General features: G+C 64.5%; 15 protein-coding genes. 12 read left to right on the top strand and 3 right to left on the bottom strand.

All coding sequences use genetic code 11. The annotated features are described in order from the left end of the window. Position 1 precedes the first annotated feature (1 nt). From ACT6QG_RS01005 to ACT6QG_RS00995, 3 genes are all read left to right on the top strand, one after another. A complete protein-coding gene (locus tag ACT6QG_RS01005) occupies positions 2-655 on the top strand; it encodes a 2-hydroxychromene-2-carboxylate isomerase (protein WP_444975738.1) in 654 nt (217 codons plus the stop codon). A 451-nt stretch (positions 656-1,106) separates the two neighbouring features. After that, positions 1,107-3,953: an autotransporter domain-containing protein gene (locus tag ACT6QG_RS01000; RefSeq protein ID WP_444975737.1), complete on the top strand. Its 2,847-nt coding sequence runs from the start codon at positions 1,107-1,109 to the stop codon at positions 3,951-3,953. A gap of 159 nt (positions 3,954-4,112) precedes the next feature. Then, the gene (locus ACT6QG_RS00995) at positions 4,113-5,186 is read left to right on the top strand and encodes a tartrate dehydrogenase (RefSeq protein WP_444975736.1); all 1,074 of its coding nucleotides are present in this window, start codon (positions 4,113-4,115) and stop codon (positions 5,184-5,186) included. A 160-nt stretch (positions 5,187-5,346) separates the two neighbouring features. Here ACT6QG_RS00995 and ACT6QG_RS00990 read toward each other — a convergent pair whose 3' ends face one another. Both ACT6QG_RS00990 and ACT6QG_RS00985 read right to left on the bottom strand, forming a co-directional pair. Next, entirely contained in the window at positions 5,347-5,694 is a 348-nt protein-coding gene (locus tag ACT6QG_RS00990; RefSeq protein ID WP_444975735.1) for a RidA family protein, read from the bottom strand. A gap of 30 nt (positions 5,695-5,724) precedes the next feature. Continuing rightward, positions 5,725-6,981: a D-amino acid dehydrogenase gene (locus tag ACT6QG_RS00985; RefSeq protein WP_444975734.1), complete on the bottom strand. Its 1,257-nt coding sequence runs from the start codon at positions 6,979-6,981 to the stop codon at positions 5,725-5,727. 207 nt (positions 6,982-7,188) lie between these two features. On the opposite strand from ACT6QG_RS00985, the gene ACT6QG_RS00980 reads away from it, so the two are divergent. The 9 genes from ACT6QG_RS00980 to ACT6QG_RS00940 all read left to right on the top strand — a co-directional run bounded on the left by ACT6QG_RS00980 (position 7,189) and on the right by ACT6QG_RS00940 (position 16,408). Then, on the top strand, positions 7,189-7,683 hold the full coding sequence (locus ACT6QG_RS00980; RefSeq protein WP_444975733.1) for an Lrp/AsnC family transcriptional regulator: 495 nt from the start codon (positions 7,189-7,191) through the stop codon (positions 7,681-7,683). A 301-nt stretch (positions 7,684-7,984) separates the two neighbouring features. Then, positions 7,985-8,800 carry a serine O-acetyltransferase gene (cysE, locus tag ACT6QG_RS00975; protein WP_444975772.1) on the top strand — a complete coding sequence of 272 codons (816 nt, stop codon included), beginning with the start codon at positions 7,985-7,987 and terminating at the stop codon, positions 8,798-8,800. 81 nt (positions 8,801-8,881) lie between these two features. Further along, complete coding sequence (locus ACT6QG_RS00970) at positions 8,882-10,267, top strand: family 2B encapsulin nanocompartment shell protein (RefSeq protein ID WP_444975732.1); 1,386 nt, start codon at positions 8,882-8,884, stop codon at positions 10,265-10,267. Next, on the top strand, positions 10,254-12,305 hold the full coding sequence (locus ACT6QG_RS00965) for a SufS family cysteine desulfurase (protein WP_444975731.1): 2,052 nt from the start codon (positions 10,254-10,256) through the stop codon (positions 12,303-12,305). Before ACT6QG_RS00970 ends, ACT6QG_RS00965 begins: the two co-directional genes overlap by 14 nt. A gap of 9 nt (positions 12,306-12,314) precedes the next feature. Then, positions 12,315-12,845 (top strand): rhodanese-like domain-containing protein, encoded by a 531-nt coding sequence (locus ACT6QG_RS00960; RefSeq protein ID WP_444975730.1) that lies wholly within the window; start codon positions 12,315-12,317, stop codon positions 12,843-12,845. Between the two features lie 339 nt (positions 12,846-13,184). Further along, positions 13,185-14,015 (top strand): ABC transporter substrate-binding protein, encoded by an 831-nt coding sequence (locus ACT6QG_RS00955; protein WP_444975729.1) that lies wholly within the window; start codon positions 13,185-13,187, stop codon positions 14,013-14,015. Between the two features lie 63 nt (positions 14,016-14,078). Then, a complete protein-coding gene (locus ACT6QG_RS00950) occupies positions 14,079-14,876 on the top strand; it encodes an amino acid ABC transporter ATP-binding protein (RefSeq protein WP_444975728.1) in 798 nt (265 codons plus the stop codon). Then, positions 14,869-15,693: an amino acid ABC transporter permease gene (locus ACT6QG_RS00945; protein WP_444975727.1), complete on the top strand. Its 825-nt coding sequence runs from the start codon at positions 14,869-14,871 to the stop codon at positions 15,691-15,693. Before ACT6QG_RS00950 ends, ACT6QG_RS00945 begins: the two co-directional genes overlap by 8 nt. Beyond that, a complete protein-coding gene (locus tag ACT6QG_RS00940; RefSeq protein ID WP_444975726.1) occupies positions 15,686-16,408 on the top strand; it encodes an amino acid ABC transporter permease in 723 nt (240 codons plus the stop codon). Before ACT6QG_RS00945 ends, ACT6QG_RS00940 begins: the two co-directional genes overlap by 8 nt. 61 nt (positions 16,409-16,469) lie before the next feature. Here ACT6QG_RS00940 and ACT6QG_RS00935 read toward each other — a convergent pair whose 3' ends face one another. Beyond that, entirely contained in the window at positions 16,470-17,837 is a 1,368-nt protein-coding gene (locus ACT6QG_RS00935; RefSeq protein ID WP_444975725.1) for an LLM class flavin-dependent oxidoreductase, read from the bottom strand. Positions 17,838-17,894: the final 57 nt, after the last annotated feature.

The raw sequence follows: 17,894 nt of genomic DNA, 5'->3' as shown, positions 1-17,894 counted from the left end.
CATGACTGCCCATATCCCAGACTCCAATCGCCCGCAGATCGAATATTATTTCAGCTTTATTTCCCTGTGGTCCTATATCGGCAGCCTGGTGTTTCAGGAGATCGTGGCCCGGCATGATGCGCAGGTGATCTACAAGCCGGTGAACCTTCTGAAGGTCTTTGCGGCTGGTGGCGGCAAGCCGGTGCGGGAGCGGCCGCTGCAAAGGCAATCCTACAGGCTGGTGGAGATGGAGCGCTGGAGGGATATTCGCAATATCCCGCTGGTTTTCCATCCGAAATTCTATCCGGCCGATCCCGCGCTGGGGCATCGCATGCTGCTGGCCGCGCTGGATGATGGCGCGGATGTGGGCCGGTTCGTGCATGCCGGCCTCAAGGCCGTGTGGGCGGATGAGCTCGATATTGCCGACCCGGATACATTGGTGCGGCTGGCGCATGAGAGCGGCCTTGACGGACAGGCGCTTCTGGCCCGCGCGGATGATCCGGCCCTGCATGGGCGCGAGGCCGATCTGACGGCAGAAGCCATTGAGCGGCAGCTCTTTGGTGCGCCCTTCTATTTCTATCGCGGCGAACCGTTCTGGGGGCAGGACCGTCTGGAGATGCTGGACGATGTGCTGACCTCCGGACGCGAACCCATTCTTCCTCAAAAGCTCAGCTGAGCGGCGTCATGCAGACCCCCAGTTTGATCCCGGTGGTCTTCGAAGGTGGGGGTCTTCAGAAGGTCATGTGCTTCCGTGATAACTTCTGTTGAATCTTGAATCCCCGGGCGATCCACCGATGTCAGGCTGCCTCACCCCGGAAACAGCCAGACATTACGCCCTTTTATAGTCATTGATTGAGCATGGGCCGGAGCATGAGAGGCCATCTATAATTGCGAATATAATGAGAAATATTGTATATCGAGCAATATATCTCAAGTTGTATGGCCAACCACTCTCCCGCCTCCGCGCCCCTCATGCGCACCGTGATGTACAGTGTGGCGACGTGCTACTTTTGTCACATGTGCCGATTTCTCGCGCGGCGCTTCCCTGACGTCGTTTGTCGATCGTAGCGCGCTGGCCCGCATTGTGGCATCGCTTTGTAAAGGGCGGAGTGCGGAGCGGGGCGAGCATGGCGAACAGCGTGAAAGCAGGCGCATTGCGCCACCAGTCATTGCCCCGGCAGAGCCGGCGGCTGAAGGCCGGCGTTTCCGGTCTGGCCCTGGCCTGCGCGGCGCTCTGGATGCCGCAGCCGGCACTGGCGCTGGTCTTCAACAATGATGTGGCGCCCAACACGCAGGCTGCCGCAAATATCTATGACAGCGCCAATGTCCACGACAATGTCGTCAGTGTCCTGACCCAGACCGACACGGGCGGGGGATTGTGCACCGGCACCCTCATCAATTCGCGCACCATTCTCACCGCCTCCCATTGCATGTGGGATGCGCGCACGGAAACCCTGTCGAGCGTCAAGGATATTCGCCTTGGCTTTGCACCCGACAGCATGACGGGACATACGCCCAACGATCAGTCCGCCTCCGGCATGCTGGTCAATCCGGATTATATGGATGCACGGTTCGGCAATGATATCGCCCTGATTTCCCTCAGCCGTCCGGTTACCTCCATCACGCCGGTGCAGGTGGTGGGAGATGATGCGGCTGACCCGGCCAAGGGGGCGCTGGCCACGATTGTGGGCTATGGGCAATATGGCACCGGGCTGGATGCCGGCATGTATTCCGATCCGGATGACCCGGCGCTCGACGCGCCGAGCGATGGCCGCCGCCGTTACGGGCAGACCGTGGTGGGCGCCTATGAGCTCTGGCCGTTCGACCGCACCGGCGAGATGTCGATGATCACCGCCCAGTTCCGCAACCCGGCCGATCCGAATGCCCCGGACCTGTATGGCCTCTCGGCCGATGGGGTTCCGGTGCCTGCCGGGCAGGCCGGCAATGGCGGTGGTGACAGCGGCGGGCCGCTGTTTCTGGTGATGGAGGATGGCAGTCTCGTCCAGTATGGCATTCTCGGCCTTCTCCAGCCCGCGCCCGATGGCACGCTGCGCTATGGCGTTGTCAGCGGCTGGGAGTTCATCCAGAACTATTCGAAATGGCTGGCGCAGAACAATCCGCTGCGCACCACCAGCGCGCTGGCCGGCACCTTCAACTGGAGCAACCCTTCCGCCTGGCGCGATGACAAGGGCTTCAGCGAGGTGCCGGACAATGTGAACGGCGCCTTCACCGGACCGCGCGGCATGCTCGGGCGCTATTATGATGTCTCGCTCACCAGGGCTTCCACCATCCATGTGGACATGTCGCCGACGATCGACAGCCTCACTCTGGCCCATGGCCGGGCGCTGCTGGACATCGCTCCCGGGAGCCGCCTGACCACCGTTCTCGATACGCGCATACTGGCAGGTGGAATCATCACCCGTGGCGTGCTGGCGACCGGAACCCTCACCCTTCTGGGCGGCTATCTTGGCGGGTCGGGCGCGGTGGAGGCCAGTGAAGGCGTGGTGCACAGCGCAGGGCTCATCGCCCCCGGCACTGCCGGAGCGCTTGGCACCCTTTCCATCAGCGGCGATTATCAGGCCGGGAATGCCGCCGAGCTTTCCGTGCGGCTGGGGGGCCGGGCGGCGGACCAGCTTGCGGTTGATGGCGCGGCGCAGATCAATGGCACCTTGCGCTACGGGCTGTTTGCCCCGGCCCATTTCGGGACCTATGTGGTGGCCACGGCCCAGAATGGCCTTTCCGGCAGCTTCACCACCCTCGCAGGGCCGTCATCCGCCTTCGCCGCTGTCGAGGCGCTGTATGAGGCTGATAGCGTTGCACTTTCCGTGACGCGCGCGCGCAGCTTCGTCTCTGCCGGACGCACCGGAAACCAGATCGCGGTGGGCCTTGCACTGGACAGCATGCCCGAGGCCAGCGCGCTGGTTGCGGCCGCAGCCTGGCTTCCCGATATGGCAGCGGCCGGGCGCAGCTTCGAGCAGATGTCCGGGCAGGCCTATGCCTCGCTCGAAACGGTGATGCTGGAAGACAGCCGCTTCACGCGGGAGGCGGCCATGGGGCGCCTGCGCTCCGCTTCTGGCGGGGCTGGCGGTTCCGCCATCGTTGTGAAGCCGGTGGAGGAGCCGGGCGGCGCCAGGCTGCTGCCCGGCATGGGCACGGATGTCTGGATGCAGGGCTTCGGTGCTTTCGGCCATCAGGATGCCGCCGGTGGCCATGCGGGCGTGAAGCGTGACATTGGCGGCTTCTATGCCGGGGCGGATCGCGAACTGTTCTCGGACTGGCGCATCGGCATTCTGGGAGGATACAGCCGCACGACGGCATCATTGCGGGATCTGGGCGCCTCCTTTTCCAGCGACAATTACACCGTGGGCCTTTATGGCGGACGTGAGTGGGGCGCGCTCTCCCTGCGCGTGGGGCTGAGCCAGACATGGCATGATATTTCCGCCTCCCGCACGCCCGGCCTGCCGATGGTGGCCGGGGCGCTGGAATCCGGCTTCAATGCCGGAACCGGGCAGGTTTTCGGCGAGCTGGGCTACCGGATGGAGCTGGGCGGGCTGAAGCTGGAGCCCTTCGCCAATCTCGCCTATGTGTCCTTCAGTGGCGATGACCTTCAGGAGAAGGGAAATATCGCCGCGCTGCACCTGTCCAGCCTCAGCGGCAATGCCACATTCGGCACGCTCGGCATGCGTTTCAGCGCGCCGGTTTTCGTGCAGGGCGAGACACGCATTTCGGCCCGCGCCTCGGCGGGGTGGCAGCATGCCTGGGGCGGGGACCAGCCCGCCGTGCTCGCAGCCTTCGCCGGCAGCATGGCCTTTGCCAGCACTGGCCTGCCGCTGGTGCGGGATTCCGCCCTTCTGGAAGCGGGGCTTGATACGGATGTCAGCGAGAATGTGCGTCTGGGCGTGTTCTATTCAGGCCAGCTTGGCGGTGGAATTTCGGATAACGGGTTTCAGGCCGCCCTCAGCATCCGCTTCTAGGGCAGGCCTTTCCGGGGGCGCTCCGGCGTCCTGACCCGAACGCCCCGGCCGGGTATCCGGGCGGCGTTCCCTGCACCGGAAGGCTTGTCCGGGCGGGGCGGCGCCGGCCATGGCCATCAATCCTTTTCTCATCATCCAAGACAGGCAGGAGCTATATCCATGGTTGAACGACGCTATCGCATCGCTGTCATTCCCGGAGACGGGATTGGCAAGGAAGTGATGCCCGAAGGCATGCGCGTTCTGGAAAAGGCAGCGTCTCTTTACGGTTTCACCATCGCGGCGGAATGGCATGAATTTGCATGCTGCGACTGGTATGCGCGCCATGGCGAGATGATGCCGCAGGACTGGAAGGCGCGTATCGGCACCTCCGATGCCATCTTCTTCGGGGCGGTGGGCTGGCCGGATACGGTGCCGGACCATGTTTCGCTCTGGGGCTCGCTGCTCCAGTTCCGCCGGGAGTTCGACCAGTATGTGAATCTGCGCCCCGTGCGGCTGATGCCGGGCGTGCCCTCGCCACTGGCTGGCCGCAAGCCGGGCGATATCGATTTCTGGGTGGTGCGCGAGAATACGGAGGGTGAATATACCTCCATCGGCGGGCGCATGTATCCCGGCACCCCCCGCGAGATCGTGGTGCAGGAAACCGTGATGTCGCGCCATGGCGTGGACAGGGTTCTCAAATATGCCTTCGAGCTGGCGATGAAGCGCCCGGCCCGCCACCTCACCTCGGCCACCAAGTCCAATGGTGTGGCGATCACCATGCCATACTGGGACGAGCGGGTGGAGGAGATGCGCGCGTCCTATCCCGAAATCCGCACCGACAAGTATCATATCGATATTCTGACCGCGCAGTTCGTGCTCAATCCGGACCGGTTTGACGTGGTGGTCGCATCCAACCTGTTCGGCGACATTCTCTCGGATCTCGGGCCGGCCTGCACCGGCACCATCGGCATTGCCCCTTCCGGCAATATCAACCCGGACCGCACCTTCCCCTCGCTGTTCGAGCCGGTGCACGGTTCCGCCCCGGATATTGCCGGCAAGGGCATCGCCAATCCCGTCGGGCAGATCTGGTCGGCGGCGATGATGCTCGACCATCTGGGAGAGGAAAAGGCCGCGGCCGCCATCATGCGGGCCATTGAGCGCACATTGGCCGACCCCTCCACCCGCACGGCGGATGTGGGCGGCACCGCCAATACCGCGCGCTGCGGGCAGGCGGTGGCGGACGCGCTGGAGTGAGCAGGGCCTGAAGCGGGGGCGGCGCGGCATACCGCGTTTGCCCTCCGGCCCGGCCCGCGCCATGGGGCACGTCCGGATACAGACCCGCCGCCGGAGATGCTCCGGCGGCGGGTCGGATGATGGTTGGTGCCGGGCATCCGCGCCGGCAGTGCCGCGTGCCTCAGGGCTGGGCGGCGATGATGATGATTTCCACCTTGTAGTCGGGTGTCGCCAGCCGCACCTCACCCGTGGCGCGGGTGGGCGCCTGGCCCGGCCCGATCCATTCTTCCCATACCCGGTTCATGGCGGCGAAATCGGCCATGTCGGCCAGCCAGACCGTGGCCTGCAGAAGGCGGGTGCGGTCCGTGCCGGCCTCTGCCAGAAGAGCGTCGATGGCGGCCAGAACAGCGCGCGTCTGTGTTTCCACATCCTCGCCCGGTGCGCCGATCTGCCCGGCGAGATAGACGGTGCCGTTATGGATGACGGCCTGGCTCATGCGCGGACCGGGATTGATGCGTGTGATGCTCATTGACGGGGTTCCTCTGGCAAAGAATGGGGTTCAGGACGTGTAACGTGAAATATCCAGTCCCGCAGGGTCGAGGGGTGGCGTATCGCCACTGACGAGACTGGCGATGAGACGCCCCGAACCGCAGGCCATGGTCCAGCCCAGTGTACCATGGCCGGTATTGAGGAAGAGATTGGAGTGCGATGTTCCACCGATAACTGGCGTGCTGTCGGGGGTCATCGGCCGCAGGCCGCACCAGAAGCTGGCCTGGCCCAGATCTCCCGAACGGGGGAAGAGGGAGTTGACCGAATGCTCCAGCGTGGCCCGCCGGCGGGGCGGCAGGTCCAGATTGAAGCCGGAAATCTCCGCCATCCCGCCCACGCGGATGCGTGAACCCAGACGGGTGATGGCCACCTTGTAGCTTTCGTCCAGCAGGGTGGAGACAGGCGCACGCGCTTCATCGGTGATCGGGATGGTGATGGAATATCCCTTCACGGGGTAAACCGGCAGGTGCAGGCCGAGGGGGCGCAGCAGATGGGGGGAGTAGCTGCCCAGCGCCACCACATAGGCATCAGCCTTCACATCCCCCTGATCCGTTTCCACATGGCTCACCTTGCAGCCATCGGCCACGATGCGCCTGATACTGCGCCCGGTGAGGAAAGTGACGCCCCTGGCGCGGGCCAGATCCGCCAGCGCATTGGTGAACTTGAAGCAATCCCCGGTTTCATCATTGGGCAGGCGCAGGCCGCCCACAAAGCTGGCGGAACTGTTGGCAAGGCCGGGTTCGGCGGTGATGCAGCCGGTGCGGTCCAGCACCTCGAAAGGCACGCCATCGGCCTTCAGAACCTCAATGTCCCCGGCAATGCCATCCATCTGCTTCTGTTCGCGGAAAAGCTGGAGCGTGCCGCGGCTGCGCCCGTCATAGGCAATGCCGGTGCGGTTGCGCAGGGCGATCAGCTCATCGCGGCTGAATTCGGCGAGGCGGACCATGCGGCCCTTGTTGAGCCGATAGGCCGATGGCGTGCAGTTGGCGAGCATGGCGACCAGCCACCGCACCATGGCCGGATCCAGCCGTGGGCGCACGATCAGCGGGGCATGTTCGGAGAACAGCCAGCGCAGCGCCTTCATCGGAATACCGGGCGCGGCCCATGGCGAGGCATAGCCGGGCGAGATCTGGCCCGCATTGGCGAAGCTGGTTTCCAGCGCGGGACCGGGCTGGCGCTCGATGACGACAACCTCATGTCCGGCTTCCATCAGATACCAGGCAGATGTGACGCCAATCACGCCACTGCCGAGAACAGCGATTTTCATGCCGACAGACTCCTGGATGCCATGCCGCCCTTGCACACATCATAATCCACCGCGGACCAATGGCCGAGCCGAATGGGACAGCCGCGACACGGCAGGCGCACCATGGGCCTATCCTATGTGAGAAATGGCGGAAAATTCGGATGATCTGTCGAACATCGTGCTGCTATGATGCGCAAATTCGAATGATCTTCGAAAGAAGTGCAGTATATGACCACGACACTGGATGCGATCGACACGGCCATTCTGCAAGAGCTTCGGCAGAATGCGCGCGCCTCCAATGCTGCCATTGCCGCGTCTGTCGGCCTGTCCCCCTCGGCCTGCCACCGGCGGATCAAGCTGCTTGAAACCGTTGGCGTCATCCGGGGCTATACGGTGCTCACCAGCAGCGTGGGGCGGGGGGATGATCCGGTCAATGTGCTGGTGCAGGTGACGCTGGAGCGACAGACAGAGGAATATCTCGCCCGTTTCGAGGCCGCCGTGCGCAAGCGCCCGGAGGTTCGCGAATGCTTTCTCATGACCGGCGCGGTCGATTACTGGCTGCGTGTGGAAGTGGAAAGCGCAGCCGCCTATGAGGCGCTCCACGGGGAGATTCTCTCCCGCCTGCCGGGGGTGACGCGCATTCATTCCAGCCTCGCCATGCGGGATGCGCTCAATCCCCGCCGGTCGAAGAACCGCCGCCAGTTCTCAGTCTCCGCGCCCTGAATGCGGCTGGCGGGTGCGCAGGCGCCCGCCCCATCGCGCCTGATGCGCCAGCAGGCCGGGCCGCCCCGCAAGGGCTGGCATCCGGACAGCGCACGATGTCGCACGCCTTGTGGGCAGCCGTTTCATGGCCGTTCACGGGTGTTTTCCATGCCCCTCCCGGCCATCCCCTATCGACCTAAGACGCACGCGGAACGTGAAGAATCTCCTTGACGGGCTTTATGTTTTCTTTTTCTATAGATTTAATGGATTTTAGGTCACCCAGGGGGACAGCGTGAATCTCGTTCCAATCCGCATCGAAGCGGTGCGCAGCGCACCGGAAGTGGACATTGCTGCCCGTGACACCGGCCTCTGGCAGACCCTGCGTCGTGAAGCGGAAGCCGCCGTTCTGGAGGAGCCGCTCCTCTCGGCCGCGCTTCAGGCCACCATTCTGGACCAGCATGATCTTGCAACGGCCTTTTCCTATCGCCTTGGCCAGCGCCTCGGCGGTGGTGACCTGAGTGCGCTGGCGGTGCGTGACCTGAGCCTGAGCGCCTTTGCGGCGGACCCCACACTGGCCGGGGCGCTGGTGCGTGACCTGGAGGCGATCCGGGACCGGGACCCCACCTGCAGGCGCTATCTGGACCCGTTCCTCTATTACAAGGGGTTGCAGGCGCTGGAGGCCTATCGTGTCGCCCACTGGCTGTGGGAGCAGGGGCGCGTCACCCTCGCCCTCAATCTCCAGAGTCGGATTTCCGAGGTGTTTCAGGCGGATATCCATCCCGCCGCGCGCATCGGGGCAGGTGTGTTCATCGATCATGCCACGGGTGTGGTGATTGGTGAGACATCCGTGGTGGCGGATGATGTCTCCATCCTCCAGAACGTCACGCTCGGCGGCAATGGCAAGGAGCGCGGGGACCGCCATCCCAAGATCGGCCGTGGGGTGCTTCTTTCCGTGGGTGCCAAGGTGCTTGGCAATGTCACCATTGGCGAGGGCACGCGTGTGGCCGCCGCCGCGGTGGTGCTGAATGACGTGCCACCCCATTCCACCGTTGCCGGCGTACCCGCCAAGATCATCCGTCAATCCGCCAACCAGCAGCCGGCCTTCACCATGGATCAGCTGTTCGGCGACGGAATCTGACCTCCAACCCTTTCATTTTCATCTGTTTTTCCAGCTTCACCGCCCGGCCTGTCGCCGGGCGGACAAGAGGAGTGTGTGCGCATGAGTGACCTGAGATTGAGCGTGAGCGCGGCTGCGGCCAGAAATCTTGCAACCGCGACCGTCACCGTTGTCCAGAATGCGGAGAATACGCCGCGCTGGCTGCATCGGCTGCTGCCATGGGTTGATGTTGCGGGCGGGGTCTATCGTGTCAACCGGCGCTCCGTCGTGGTGCCGCGTCCGGGCCTGCTGAACATCCAGGCGGACGGCACCATCGAGCCCTCCAGCCTGCGCCACATTCCCGTGCTCGCCGACCTTGACGACAAGACCCTTGCCGCCATCGCCGGCGCCTTCACCTCCCACCGTCATGCGCCCGGTGAGGTTGCCGCCGAGCAGGACAAGGATGCCCATCACTTCCATGTGGTGGCTGAGGGCACGGTGGAGCTGACCATTGGCGGCCCGTTCGGCGGCCCGCTGCGCCAGCGTCTGGCCACCACCGGCGACTATATCGGCGTCGAGGCGCTGGAGAACAAGAGCGTCCACTCCCCGGCCATCAAGGCGCTGTCCGAAGCCACCCTGCTCACCCTTGATGTCAACAGGCTGGCCCATATCGAAGGGCTCGCAGAAAAGCTGACCGCCAATGTCCAGGCCCTGGGCAAGGCCGACCAGCGCACCAATGCCTTCGGTGAGCGGATCATCAAGCTTCTGTCCGGCCATGCCGGAGAGCCGCTGCTGCCCACCACCTATGTGGATTATGCCGAGCATCCGCGCGAATATCATCTCTCCACCATCCAGACCGTGCTGCACACGCACACCCGCATCACCGATCTCTATTCCAACGAGATCGACCAGCTGCGCGAGCAGATCCGCCTCACCGTGCAGGCGGTGAAGGAGCGCGAGGAATGGGAGCTGCTCAACAATGCCGAGTTCGGCCTGCTGCATGAGGTGGCGCCGGGCTTCAGCATTCCCACCCGCTCCGGCGCGCCCACCCCGGATGATCTCGATGACCTGATCGCGCTGGTGTGGAAGCGCCCGGCCTTCTTTGTCGCCCATCCGCGCGCCATTGCCGCCTTTGGCCGCGAGGCCACCCGTCGCGGTGTGCCGCCGGTGGTGGTGCATCTGTATGGCTCGCCCTTCCTCACCTGGCGCGGCATTCCGCTGGTGCCGAGTGACAAGGTGCCGGTGGAGGTCGATCCGCAGACCGGTGTCGCCACCACCTCCATCCTGCTGCTGCGCGTGGGTGAGGCGGAGCAGGGTGCCGTCGGCCTTCAGAAGGTGGGTGTGACGGGTGAGGTGGAGCCGGGCCTGTCGGTGCGCTATTCGGGCACCAACGAGCACTCCATCGCCTCGCATCTGGTCACCCGCTATTTCTCCGCCGCGGTGCTGGTGGAAGATGCCATTGGACGCCTCGATAACGTGCTGATCGGCCGTTACCATGACTACGCCTGATCCGCGCGCCTCCAGCGCGTCCCTCCCGCCAGAGATCACGGGCCTGCCCGGTGATCCTTTCCAGACACAGCTCATTGGCCGTCTGGCCAATGAGATCTGGAATGAATTCAGCCGGGGCGCAAGCGCCCCGCTACCCGGCGCGTCCATTCCCCCGGGCGGCTGGTCCGGGGCGGGGGTTCCCGCACTGCCCGCGCTTTCGACCTTCTGGCCGGATGCGGACCCGGCGGCCCTTGCCGAAACCGCCATTCCTACCGAGCTGTTTGCGCCGGTCCCGTTCAATGCCGCGGCCTTCGTGCCGGCCGCGGCTGCCCCCGGGGCCAGCCATCTCGTCCTGCCTTCCGTGGACACCGGCACGGATTTTCTGCCGGGACGGGAGACGCGGCGGGTGGAAACCTCCCAGGATGTGCCGTCGAGTGTCACCCTCGGCCATGCCGATCCCCATCAGGTGAGCGGTACCCTGCCGCCTGTTCATCCGGTTCTCGATCCGCTGGAGCAGACAGGGCCGGTGCCCGCGAGCAGCGGCGGTGTGGACAGCGGGGGGCTCGATCTGGGGCGTCATCTGCGCACGGTGGGGGTGGACAGCCCCTCCTTCGGGCGGGTGGATGCTCCGGTATCCTCACCCCCGGCGGCCGGCGGAGCCGATGACTGGTCGCGCATCCGGGTGGTGGACCAGCCCTATGGTGCGGACCCTTATGCGGGGGCGGACTTCTACTTCCTCACCCCCGGCACGTCCCGCGCCTTGCCGGGGCGACCGGCCACCCCCGTGGCGCGCGGACGCAGCGTGCCGGCGACGGTGAAGGCTCCGGCCCATGACACGGTGCTGGCCGGGTTCGATGTGGAACGGGTGCGGCGTGATTTTCCCGCGCTCCACCAGCAGGTGCACGGTCATCCGCTGGTGTGGCTGGACAATGCCGCCACCACCCACAAGCCCCAGAGCGTGATTGACGCGACCAGCGACTATTATGCAAAGGACAATTCCAACATCCACCGCGCCGCCCATACGCTCGCGGAGCGCTCCACCGACCTGTTCGAGGGGGCGCGGGAGAAGCTGCGCCGCTTCATCGGTGCGGCTGAAACCCGCGAGATCGTGTTCGTGCGTGGCACCACGGAAGCGATCAATCTGGTGGCGCAGAGCTTCGGCCGGGCGCATATCGGTGCGGGTGACGAAATCATCGTCTCCCATATCGAGCATCATGCGAACATCGTGCCCTGGCAGCTTCTGGCCCAGCAGACGGGCGCGGTGCTGCGCGTGGCGCCGGTGAACGACCGGGGCGAGCTGATCCTCGAACAGTTCGCCGCATTGCTCAATGGCCGCACGAAGCTGGTCTCCATCACCCATGTGGCCAATGCGCTGGGCACGATCAATCCCATCGAGGAGATCATCGCCCTGGCCCATGGGCAGAGTGTGCCGGTGCTGGTGGATGCCGCGCAGTCCTCGCCCCACATTCCCCTGAATGTGCAGGCGCTGGATGCGGACTTCCTCGTTCTGTCCGGCCACAAGGTGTTCGGGCCCACGGGTATCGGCATCCTCTATGGCAAGGCGGCGCTGCTGGAGAACCTGCCGCCCTGGCAGGGGGGCGGCCACATGATCAAGGATGTCACCTTCTCGAAAACCATCTTCAACGGCATTCCGGAAAAGTTCGAGGCGGGTACGCCGGACATTGCCGGCGCCGTGGGGCTGGGCGCGGCGGTGGACTATCTGGAAAGCGTTGGCCTGCCGGCGATCGCGGCCTATGAGCATGAGCTTCTGGCCTATGCCACGGATGCGATCTCCACCGTTCGCGGCCTGCGGATCATCGGCACCGCGCGCAACAAGGCCAGCGTGCTGTCCTTCGTGCTCCGGGACAGGGATACGGAACAGGTGGCCCTGTTCCTCGACAAGCGCGGCATCGCCACCCGCTCCGGCCATCATTGCGCCCAGCCGGCCCTGCGCCGTTTCGGCGTGGAGACCACGGTGCGTGCCTCGCTCGCGCTCTACAACACCCGCGAGGATGTGGATGCGCTGGTCGAGGCGCTCCATGCCCTGCCGCGCAACTGAAGGTACGCCATGGCAACCCTCATCACCATTGAAACCCTGCGCGAGAGGATCGCGCAGGGTCCACTCACGCTTCTGGACGTGCGCACACCGGCCGAATTTGCCGAGGTGCATATTCCCGAGGCCCGGAGTGCACCGCTCGACAGCCTGAACCCGGATGCGCTGGAGCGGGCCGGGCAGGTGCGCCGCACGGAGCCGCTCTATCTCATCTGCCGCACCCAGAACCGCTCGAAGCTTGCCGCCACGGCTTTTGAAAAGAGCGGTTATACGGATGTCATCGTGGTGGAGGGTGGCACGTCCGGCTGGGACAGCGCCGGTTATCCCGTGGTGCGCGGCACGGTGAAGGTGATCGCGCTGGAACGGCAGGTGCGCATTGCCGCCGGCTCACTGGTTCTGCTGGGCGTGCTGCTGGCCTGGCTGGTGAACCCGCTGTTCATCCTGCTTTCCGCCTTTGTGGGGGCCGGGCTGGTGTTTGCCGGCATTACGGATACCTGCGGGCTGGGCCTGCTTCTGGCCCGCGCGCCCTGGAACCGGCGCACATGAGGGCGCGTGTCCTGTCTTCTGCGCCGGCATGTCTGTCGCGGTGTGGATGAAGGCCGTGCCCGTGCCGCCCGGCTCTCCGGGCGGTGCCCTGGGACAGGTGCGGGCGGCTGACAGGGCTGCCGTGAGCGTGTGAAGCACCCCTGCGTCTTTCGCCCGGCCCTCCGGCTGGCGGAAGCGGAGGGTTCTGTCGTTCTGAATGCGCAAGTATTCGCCGGAAAATGAGGCGATATTCGACTTCATATTAAGTTGACATAATTTATAGATTAAATTCACTATCAACCATCCGAAGCAGCGCCGTCCTGGCCTGCTGATCCGTTTCTTTCCCGCAGGATGGTGCCCATGACCTTTTCATTTCGACGTCTGGCGGTGATCGCCGCCCTTGCTGTACCCGCGGCCCTTGGAGCTTTCCTGCCGGCAGAAGCCCGGGCGGACAAGCTGGAGGAGATCCGCAAGGCAGGGGTCATCAATATCGCGGTGTTCGATTCCAACCCGCCCTTCAGCACCGTGGACCCGAAAACCAAGAAGCTTGTGGGCTATGATATTGATTTTGCAAATATCATTGCCGAAAAGCTGGGGGTGAAGCCGCGTCTCATCGCGACCAATCCGGCCAATCGCATTCCCCTGCTGCAATCGGGCAAGGCGGATCTCATCGTCGCCGACATCACCATCACGCCGGAGCGGGCCAAGGTGGTCGATTTCTCCACGCCCTATTTCGTCACGGGCCAGAAATTCGTGGCCCCGGAAGGTGCGCCCGATGAGCTGGATGCCTATGCCACAGCCCGGATCGGGGCGGTGAAGGGCACGACGGGTGAGCAGACCATCAAGGCGCGCTACCCCAAGGCGAAGGTGCTCTCCTACGATGACATCCCCTCCGCCTTCACCGCGCTGCGGCAGGGCAATGTGCAGGCCATCACGCAGGACAGCACCATTCTGGCCGGCCTGCTGGCCGGTGCGCCGGATGGCTCGAAATACAAGATCCTGCCGGAGCTGCTGAGCCGCGAGGATATCGGCGTGGGCGTGCCGCGCAATGCGCCCGAGCTGCTGGAGGCGGTGAACACCATTCTGGTGGAGCTGGAAGCCGATGGCACCGCCGAGAAGATTTATGACCAGTGGTTCGGCAAGGGTTCCAAAACCCCGGAAGAGCGGAACTTCACGATCGTGAAGCCGTGATGCGCACTGCCCCTTCCCTGCGGGGAGGGGGCTTTTGCCGTTTCGCTAATCAGGGGATTTCACATGAGCGAACCTAAAGGCATCCTGCCGGTGCCGGCCATCGAGTTTCGCGGGGTTTACAAGCGCTGGGGCGAGACAGAGGTCATTCGCGGCATCAGCTTCGCCATCGAGAAGGGGCAGGTGGTGGTGGTGTGCGGCCCGTCCGGCTCCGGAAAATCCACGCTGGCGCGTCTCATCAACCGGCTGGATACGCTCTCCGATGGCGAAATCCTCATCAATGGTGCACCCACCAGCGGCTTCACCGGGCGCAGATTGCAGAAGCTGCGCGAGGGGATCGGCTTCGTCTTCCAGCACTTCAACCTGTATGGCCATCTCACCGCGCGCGAGAACATCACGCTTGCGCCGCGCAAGCTGCTCGGCCTCTCCTCGGCCGAAGCCAATGCCCGGGCCGATGCCCTGCTGGAGCGGGTGGGGCTGGGCGGCAAGGCCGATCTCAAGCCCGCCCAGCTTTCCGGCGGCCAGCAGCAGCGCGTGGCCATTGCCCGTGCCCTGGCGATGCAGCCGGAAATCATCCTGTTTGATGAACCCACCTCTGCGCTGGACCCGGAAATGATCGGCGAAGTTCTGGCGGTGATGCAGGAGATTGCCCGCAGCGGCACCACCATGGTGGTGGTGACCCATGAAATGGGCTTTGCCCGGGAAATTGCCGACAGGGTGCTGTTTCTCGATGGCGGGCGCGTGCTGGCGGATACTGCGCCAGAGGATTTCTTCGACAACCAGAAACATCCGCGAATCCAGCGCTTTCTCGCGCAACTGCTCTCACCGGCCCAGAGCCGGGAAGTGGAGGAAGCCGATGCCTGAAGCCAGCGTTTTTGATTGGGCGGCCATTTTCAGCGGTGCACCGCTGCAATGGCTCATCACCGGCATTGTCACCACCATTGCGGTGAGCATTGCCGCCGGCATAGGGGCAAGCCTTCTGGCGGTTGTGCTGGTGGGGCTGCGGGTTTCGCATGTCCGTCCCGCACAGGCGCTGGCGGTGAGCGTCATTGCCGTGTTCCGCAACTCGCCGCTGCTGGTGCAGCTCTTCTTCTGGTATTTTGCCGCCTACAGTTTTCTGCCGCAAGGCTTCCGCAACTGGGTGGTGGAGACCGATCTGGGCAGCGAGTGGCTTGCGGGGCTGGATCTCATCTCCCCGGAATTCATCTGCGCCGCCTGGGGCCTGTCGATTTTCGGCGCGGTCTTTCTGGCCGAGGAGTTGCGCGCCGGACTGGCCGCCATTCCGCGTGGCCAGCGCGAGGCCGCCGAGGCGCAGGGCTTTTCCGCTCCGCAGGTTCTGGCGCATGTGCTGCTGCCGCAGGCTGTCGCCAATGCCTGGCAGCCGGTGGTGGGGCAGTATCTCAACATCATGAAGCTCTCCTCTCTGGCGACTGCCATCGGCCTTTCGGAGATCACCTATGAGGTGCGGCAGATCGAGAGCTACAACGCCCATGCCTTCGAGGCCTTTGCCGTGGGCACGGCGCTGTATCTCATTCTGGGGCTGGTCATCGGCTTCGTGCTGACCCGTCTTGGCCCTTCCCCGATCGGGGCGGAACAGCGCCCCATCACCGCGCGGGACGATGCCGATGAGGCCATTGATCCGCGTCTTGCCCTCATTGCGCGGGAGGCTGGCCGTGGCTGATCCTGTCGAGTTCCTTGGTCTGAACATCTCGGTGATTGTCGACAACCTGCCCTATCTGCTCTGGGGCCGGACAGGCGACGGGGAGATTGGCGGATTGCTGCTCACCCTCATCATGGCGGTGCTGGCGGGCGTTCTCTCGCTGGCCCTGGGCATTGGCGGGGCGGTGCTGGCCTGGCTCTTTCCCGGCCCCATCCGCCGCATCCTGTTTCTGTGGTCGGATTTCATCCGCGGCATTCCGCTGATCTTCGTGATCTTTTGGCTCTATTTCATCGTGCCCATCTTTCTGGGCGGAAACATGCCGGATTCGATTTCCGTGGTGCTGGCGCTGGCATGGTTCACCTCGGCGGCGGTGCTCTACACCACCTTTGCCGGGCTGGCCGCCCTGCCGAAGGGGCAGAGCGAGGCGGGGATCGCTTTCGGCTTCTCACCGTTGCGGGTGCTGCTTCTGGTGCTGCTGCCGCAGGCCCTGCCCAATCTGGTGCCATCCTTTGTGGGGGTGTTCGTCTCCCTCATCAAGGACACATCCCTCGCCTTCATCGTGAATGTGCCGGAGTTCACCACTCTGGCCAATCAGGTGAACAACCGCACCCAGATCTATCCGGCGGAAATCTTCCTCTTCACCGGCGCGGTCTATTTCGTGCTGTGCACGGCCTTTTCCGTGGTGGCGGACTGGATCGGGCGGCGCAACAGCCGTGCCGTCCCAGCAGCCGCCTGAGGCTTTTCCGCCATCGCGCCCGCCTCATCACGGGATGAGGCGGGCGCGATGATGGGTCCTGTCACGCGCGCCAGCGTGCGCCGACATGGTTGGCGGGCAGATGGGCCGAGCCTTCGGGGAAGAGCTTCTCCCGCAATGTGCCCTCGCGATAGGCGGTCTTGAAGGCCCCGCGGGACTGCAATTCGGGGATCAGAAGATCGACGATGGCCTCAAGGGATTCCGGCATGACCGTGCGCACGAGATTGAAGCCGTCAATATCGGTTTCACTGGCCCAGGCCAGCATCTCATCCGCCACCTCGACCGGAGAGCCGATGAAGATCGGCCCGCGCGCGCCGGCGGGGGTGAAGTCGAACAGCTCGCGCACACGGGGCAGGGCGCGGGCATGGAGGGTCAGGTTTTCCAGCGTGGAGCGAATGGCGTTGCTGCGCTGGAACTCCAGCACATCATCCGGCCCCAGTCCGGACAGATCCACCCCTGTCCAGCCGGAGACGAGGGCCAGCTGGCCGGCATGGTCGATATAGCGCCGATACTCCTCCTTCAGCTCCCGCGCCTCGGCGGAGCTGGGAGCGACAATCACCGTTGCGCCCTGCAGGACAATGATGTCCCGCGGGCCACGTCCGGCTTCCACGGCCGCTTCCCGCGCGCCCCGCACGGCGCGGGCGGTGATCGCCGTGGTCTGTCCGTTCAGGAAGGTGGCTTCCGCATGCCGCCCGGCAAAAGCCTTCCCCTGTGCGGAGGCGCCCGCCTGGAACAGGACGGGTGTGCGCTGGGCTGAGGGTTCGGCGAGGGCCGCGCCATCCACCTGATAATAGGGGCCATCATGCCGGATACGCCGGATCCTTGCGGGATCGGCAAATATTCCGGCGGCCTTGTCGCGTCGGGCGGCATCATCGGCCCAGCTGCCTTCCCACAGCTTGTAGACGGCGGTCATGAAATCCTCGGCGGCCTCATAGCGCGCGTCATGTGCCCGCGCGAGCGGCTGGCCCATGCCCCGTGCGCCACTGTCGAGATAGCCGGTGACGATATTCCAGCCGAGGCGCCCATTGGTGAGGTGGTCGAGCGTGGTGTAGCGGCGGGCAAACTGGAAGGGATGCTCATAGGTGAGATTGGTGGTGACCCCGAAGCCGATATGCCGGGTGACATGCGCCATGGCCGAAACCGGAATGACCGGATCGGCATTCGGCGCCTGCGCTCCGGCGACAAGAGCCGCATCCCCGGAACCGCCATAGACATCATACAGGCCAAAGACATCGGCGATGAAAATGGCGTCGATCAGCCCGCGTTCGGCGGTTCTGGCCATGTCGGTCCAGTAGTCCAGCGTGTTGTAGCGATGCTGGTTGTCCCGCGGGTGTCGCCACAGCCCGGCCCAGTTGTGGGAGGGGGCGGCCATCTGGAAGGTGTTCAGTCTCAACTCGCGCGGGAAGGACATTTGCGCTCCTGAAAAAACCTTGGGTTGCAATGGGTTCACATAAACACCTGACAAATG

This window comes from Haloleucobacter ellipsoideus (genome assembly GCF_052491725.1).
This window is presented reverse-complemented; position numbering and strand designations above follow the sequence as displayed.

Bases quoted from the DNA above. Each gene is read 5' to 3' on its own strand.
- ACT6QG_RS01005 (WP_444975738.1), top strand. From the start codon at position 2: ATGACTGCCCATATCCCAGACTCCAATCGCCCGCAGATCGAATATTAT.
- ACT6QG_RS01000 (WP_444975737.1), top strand. From the start codon at position 1,107: ATGGCGAACAGCGTGAAAGCAGGCGCATTGCGCCACCAGTCATTGCCC.
- ACT6QG_RS00995 (WP_444975736.1), top strand. From the start codon at position 4,113: ATGGTTGAACGACGCTATCGCATCGCTGTCATTCCCGGAGACGGGATT.
- ACT6QG_RS00990 (WP_444975735.1), bottom strand. From the start codon at position 5,694: ATGAGCATCACACGCATCAATCCCGGTCCGCGCATGAGCCAGGCCGTC.
- ACT6QG_RS00985 (WP_444975734.1), bottom strand. From the start codon at position 6,981: ATGAAAATCGCTGTTCTCGGCAGTGGCGTGATTGGCGTCACATCTGCC.
- ACT6QG_RS00980 (WP_444975733.1), top strand. From the start codon at position 7,189: ATGACCACGACACTGGATGCGATCGACACGGCCATTCTGCAAGAGCTT.
- ACT6QG_RS00970 (WP_444975732.1), top strand. From the start codon at position 8,882: ATGAGTGACCTGAGATTGAGCGTGAGCGCGGCTGCGGCCAGAAATCTT.
- ACT6QG_RS00965 (WP_444975731.1), top strand. From the start codon at position 10,254: ATGACTACGCCTGATCCGCGCGCCTCCAGCGCGTCCCTCCCGCCAGAG.
- ACT6QG_RS00960 (WP_444975730.1), top strand. From the start codon at position 12,315: ATGGCAACCCTCATCACCATTGAAACCCTGCGCGAGAGGATCGCGCAG.
- ACT6QG_RS00955 (WP_444975729.1), top strand. From the start codon at position 13,185: ATGACCTTTTCATTTCGACGTCTGGCGGTGATCGCCGCCCTTGCTGTA.
- ACT6QG_RS00950 (WP_444975728.1), top strand. From the start codon at position 14,079: ATGAGCGAACCTAAAGGCATCCTGCCGGTGCCGGCCATCGAGTTTCGC.
- ACT6QG_RS00945 (WP_444975727.1), top strand. From the start codon at position 14,869: ATGCCTGAAGCCAGCGTTTTTGATTGGGCGGCCATTTTCAGCGGTGCA.
- ACT6QG_RS00935 (WP_444975725.1), bottom strand. From the start codon at position 17,837: ATGTCCTTCCCGCGCGAGTTGAGACTGAACACCTTCCAGATGGCCGCC.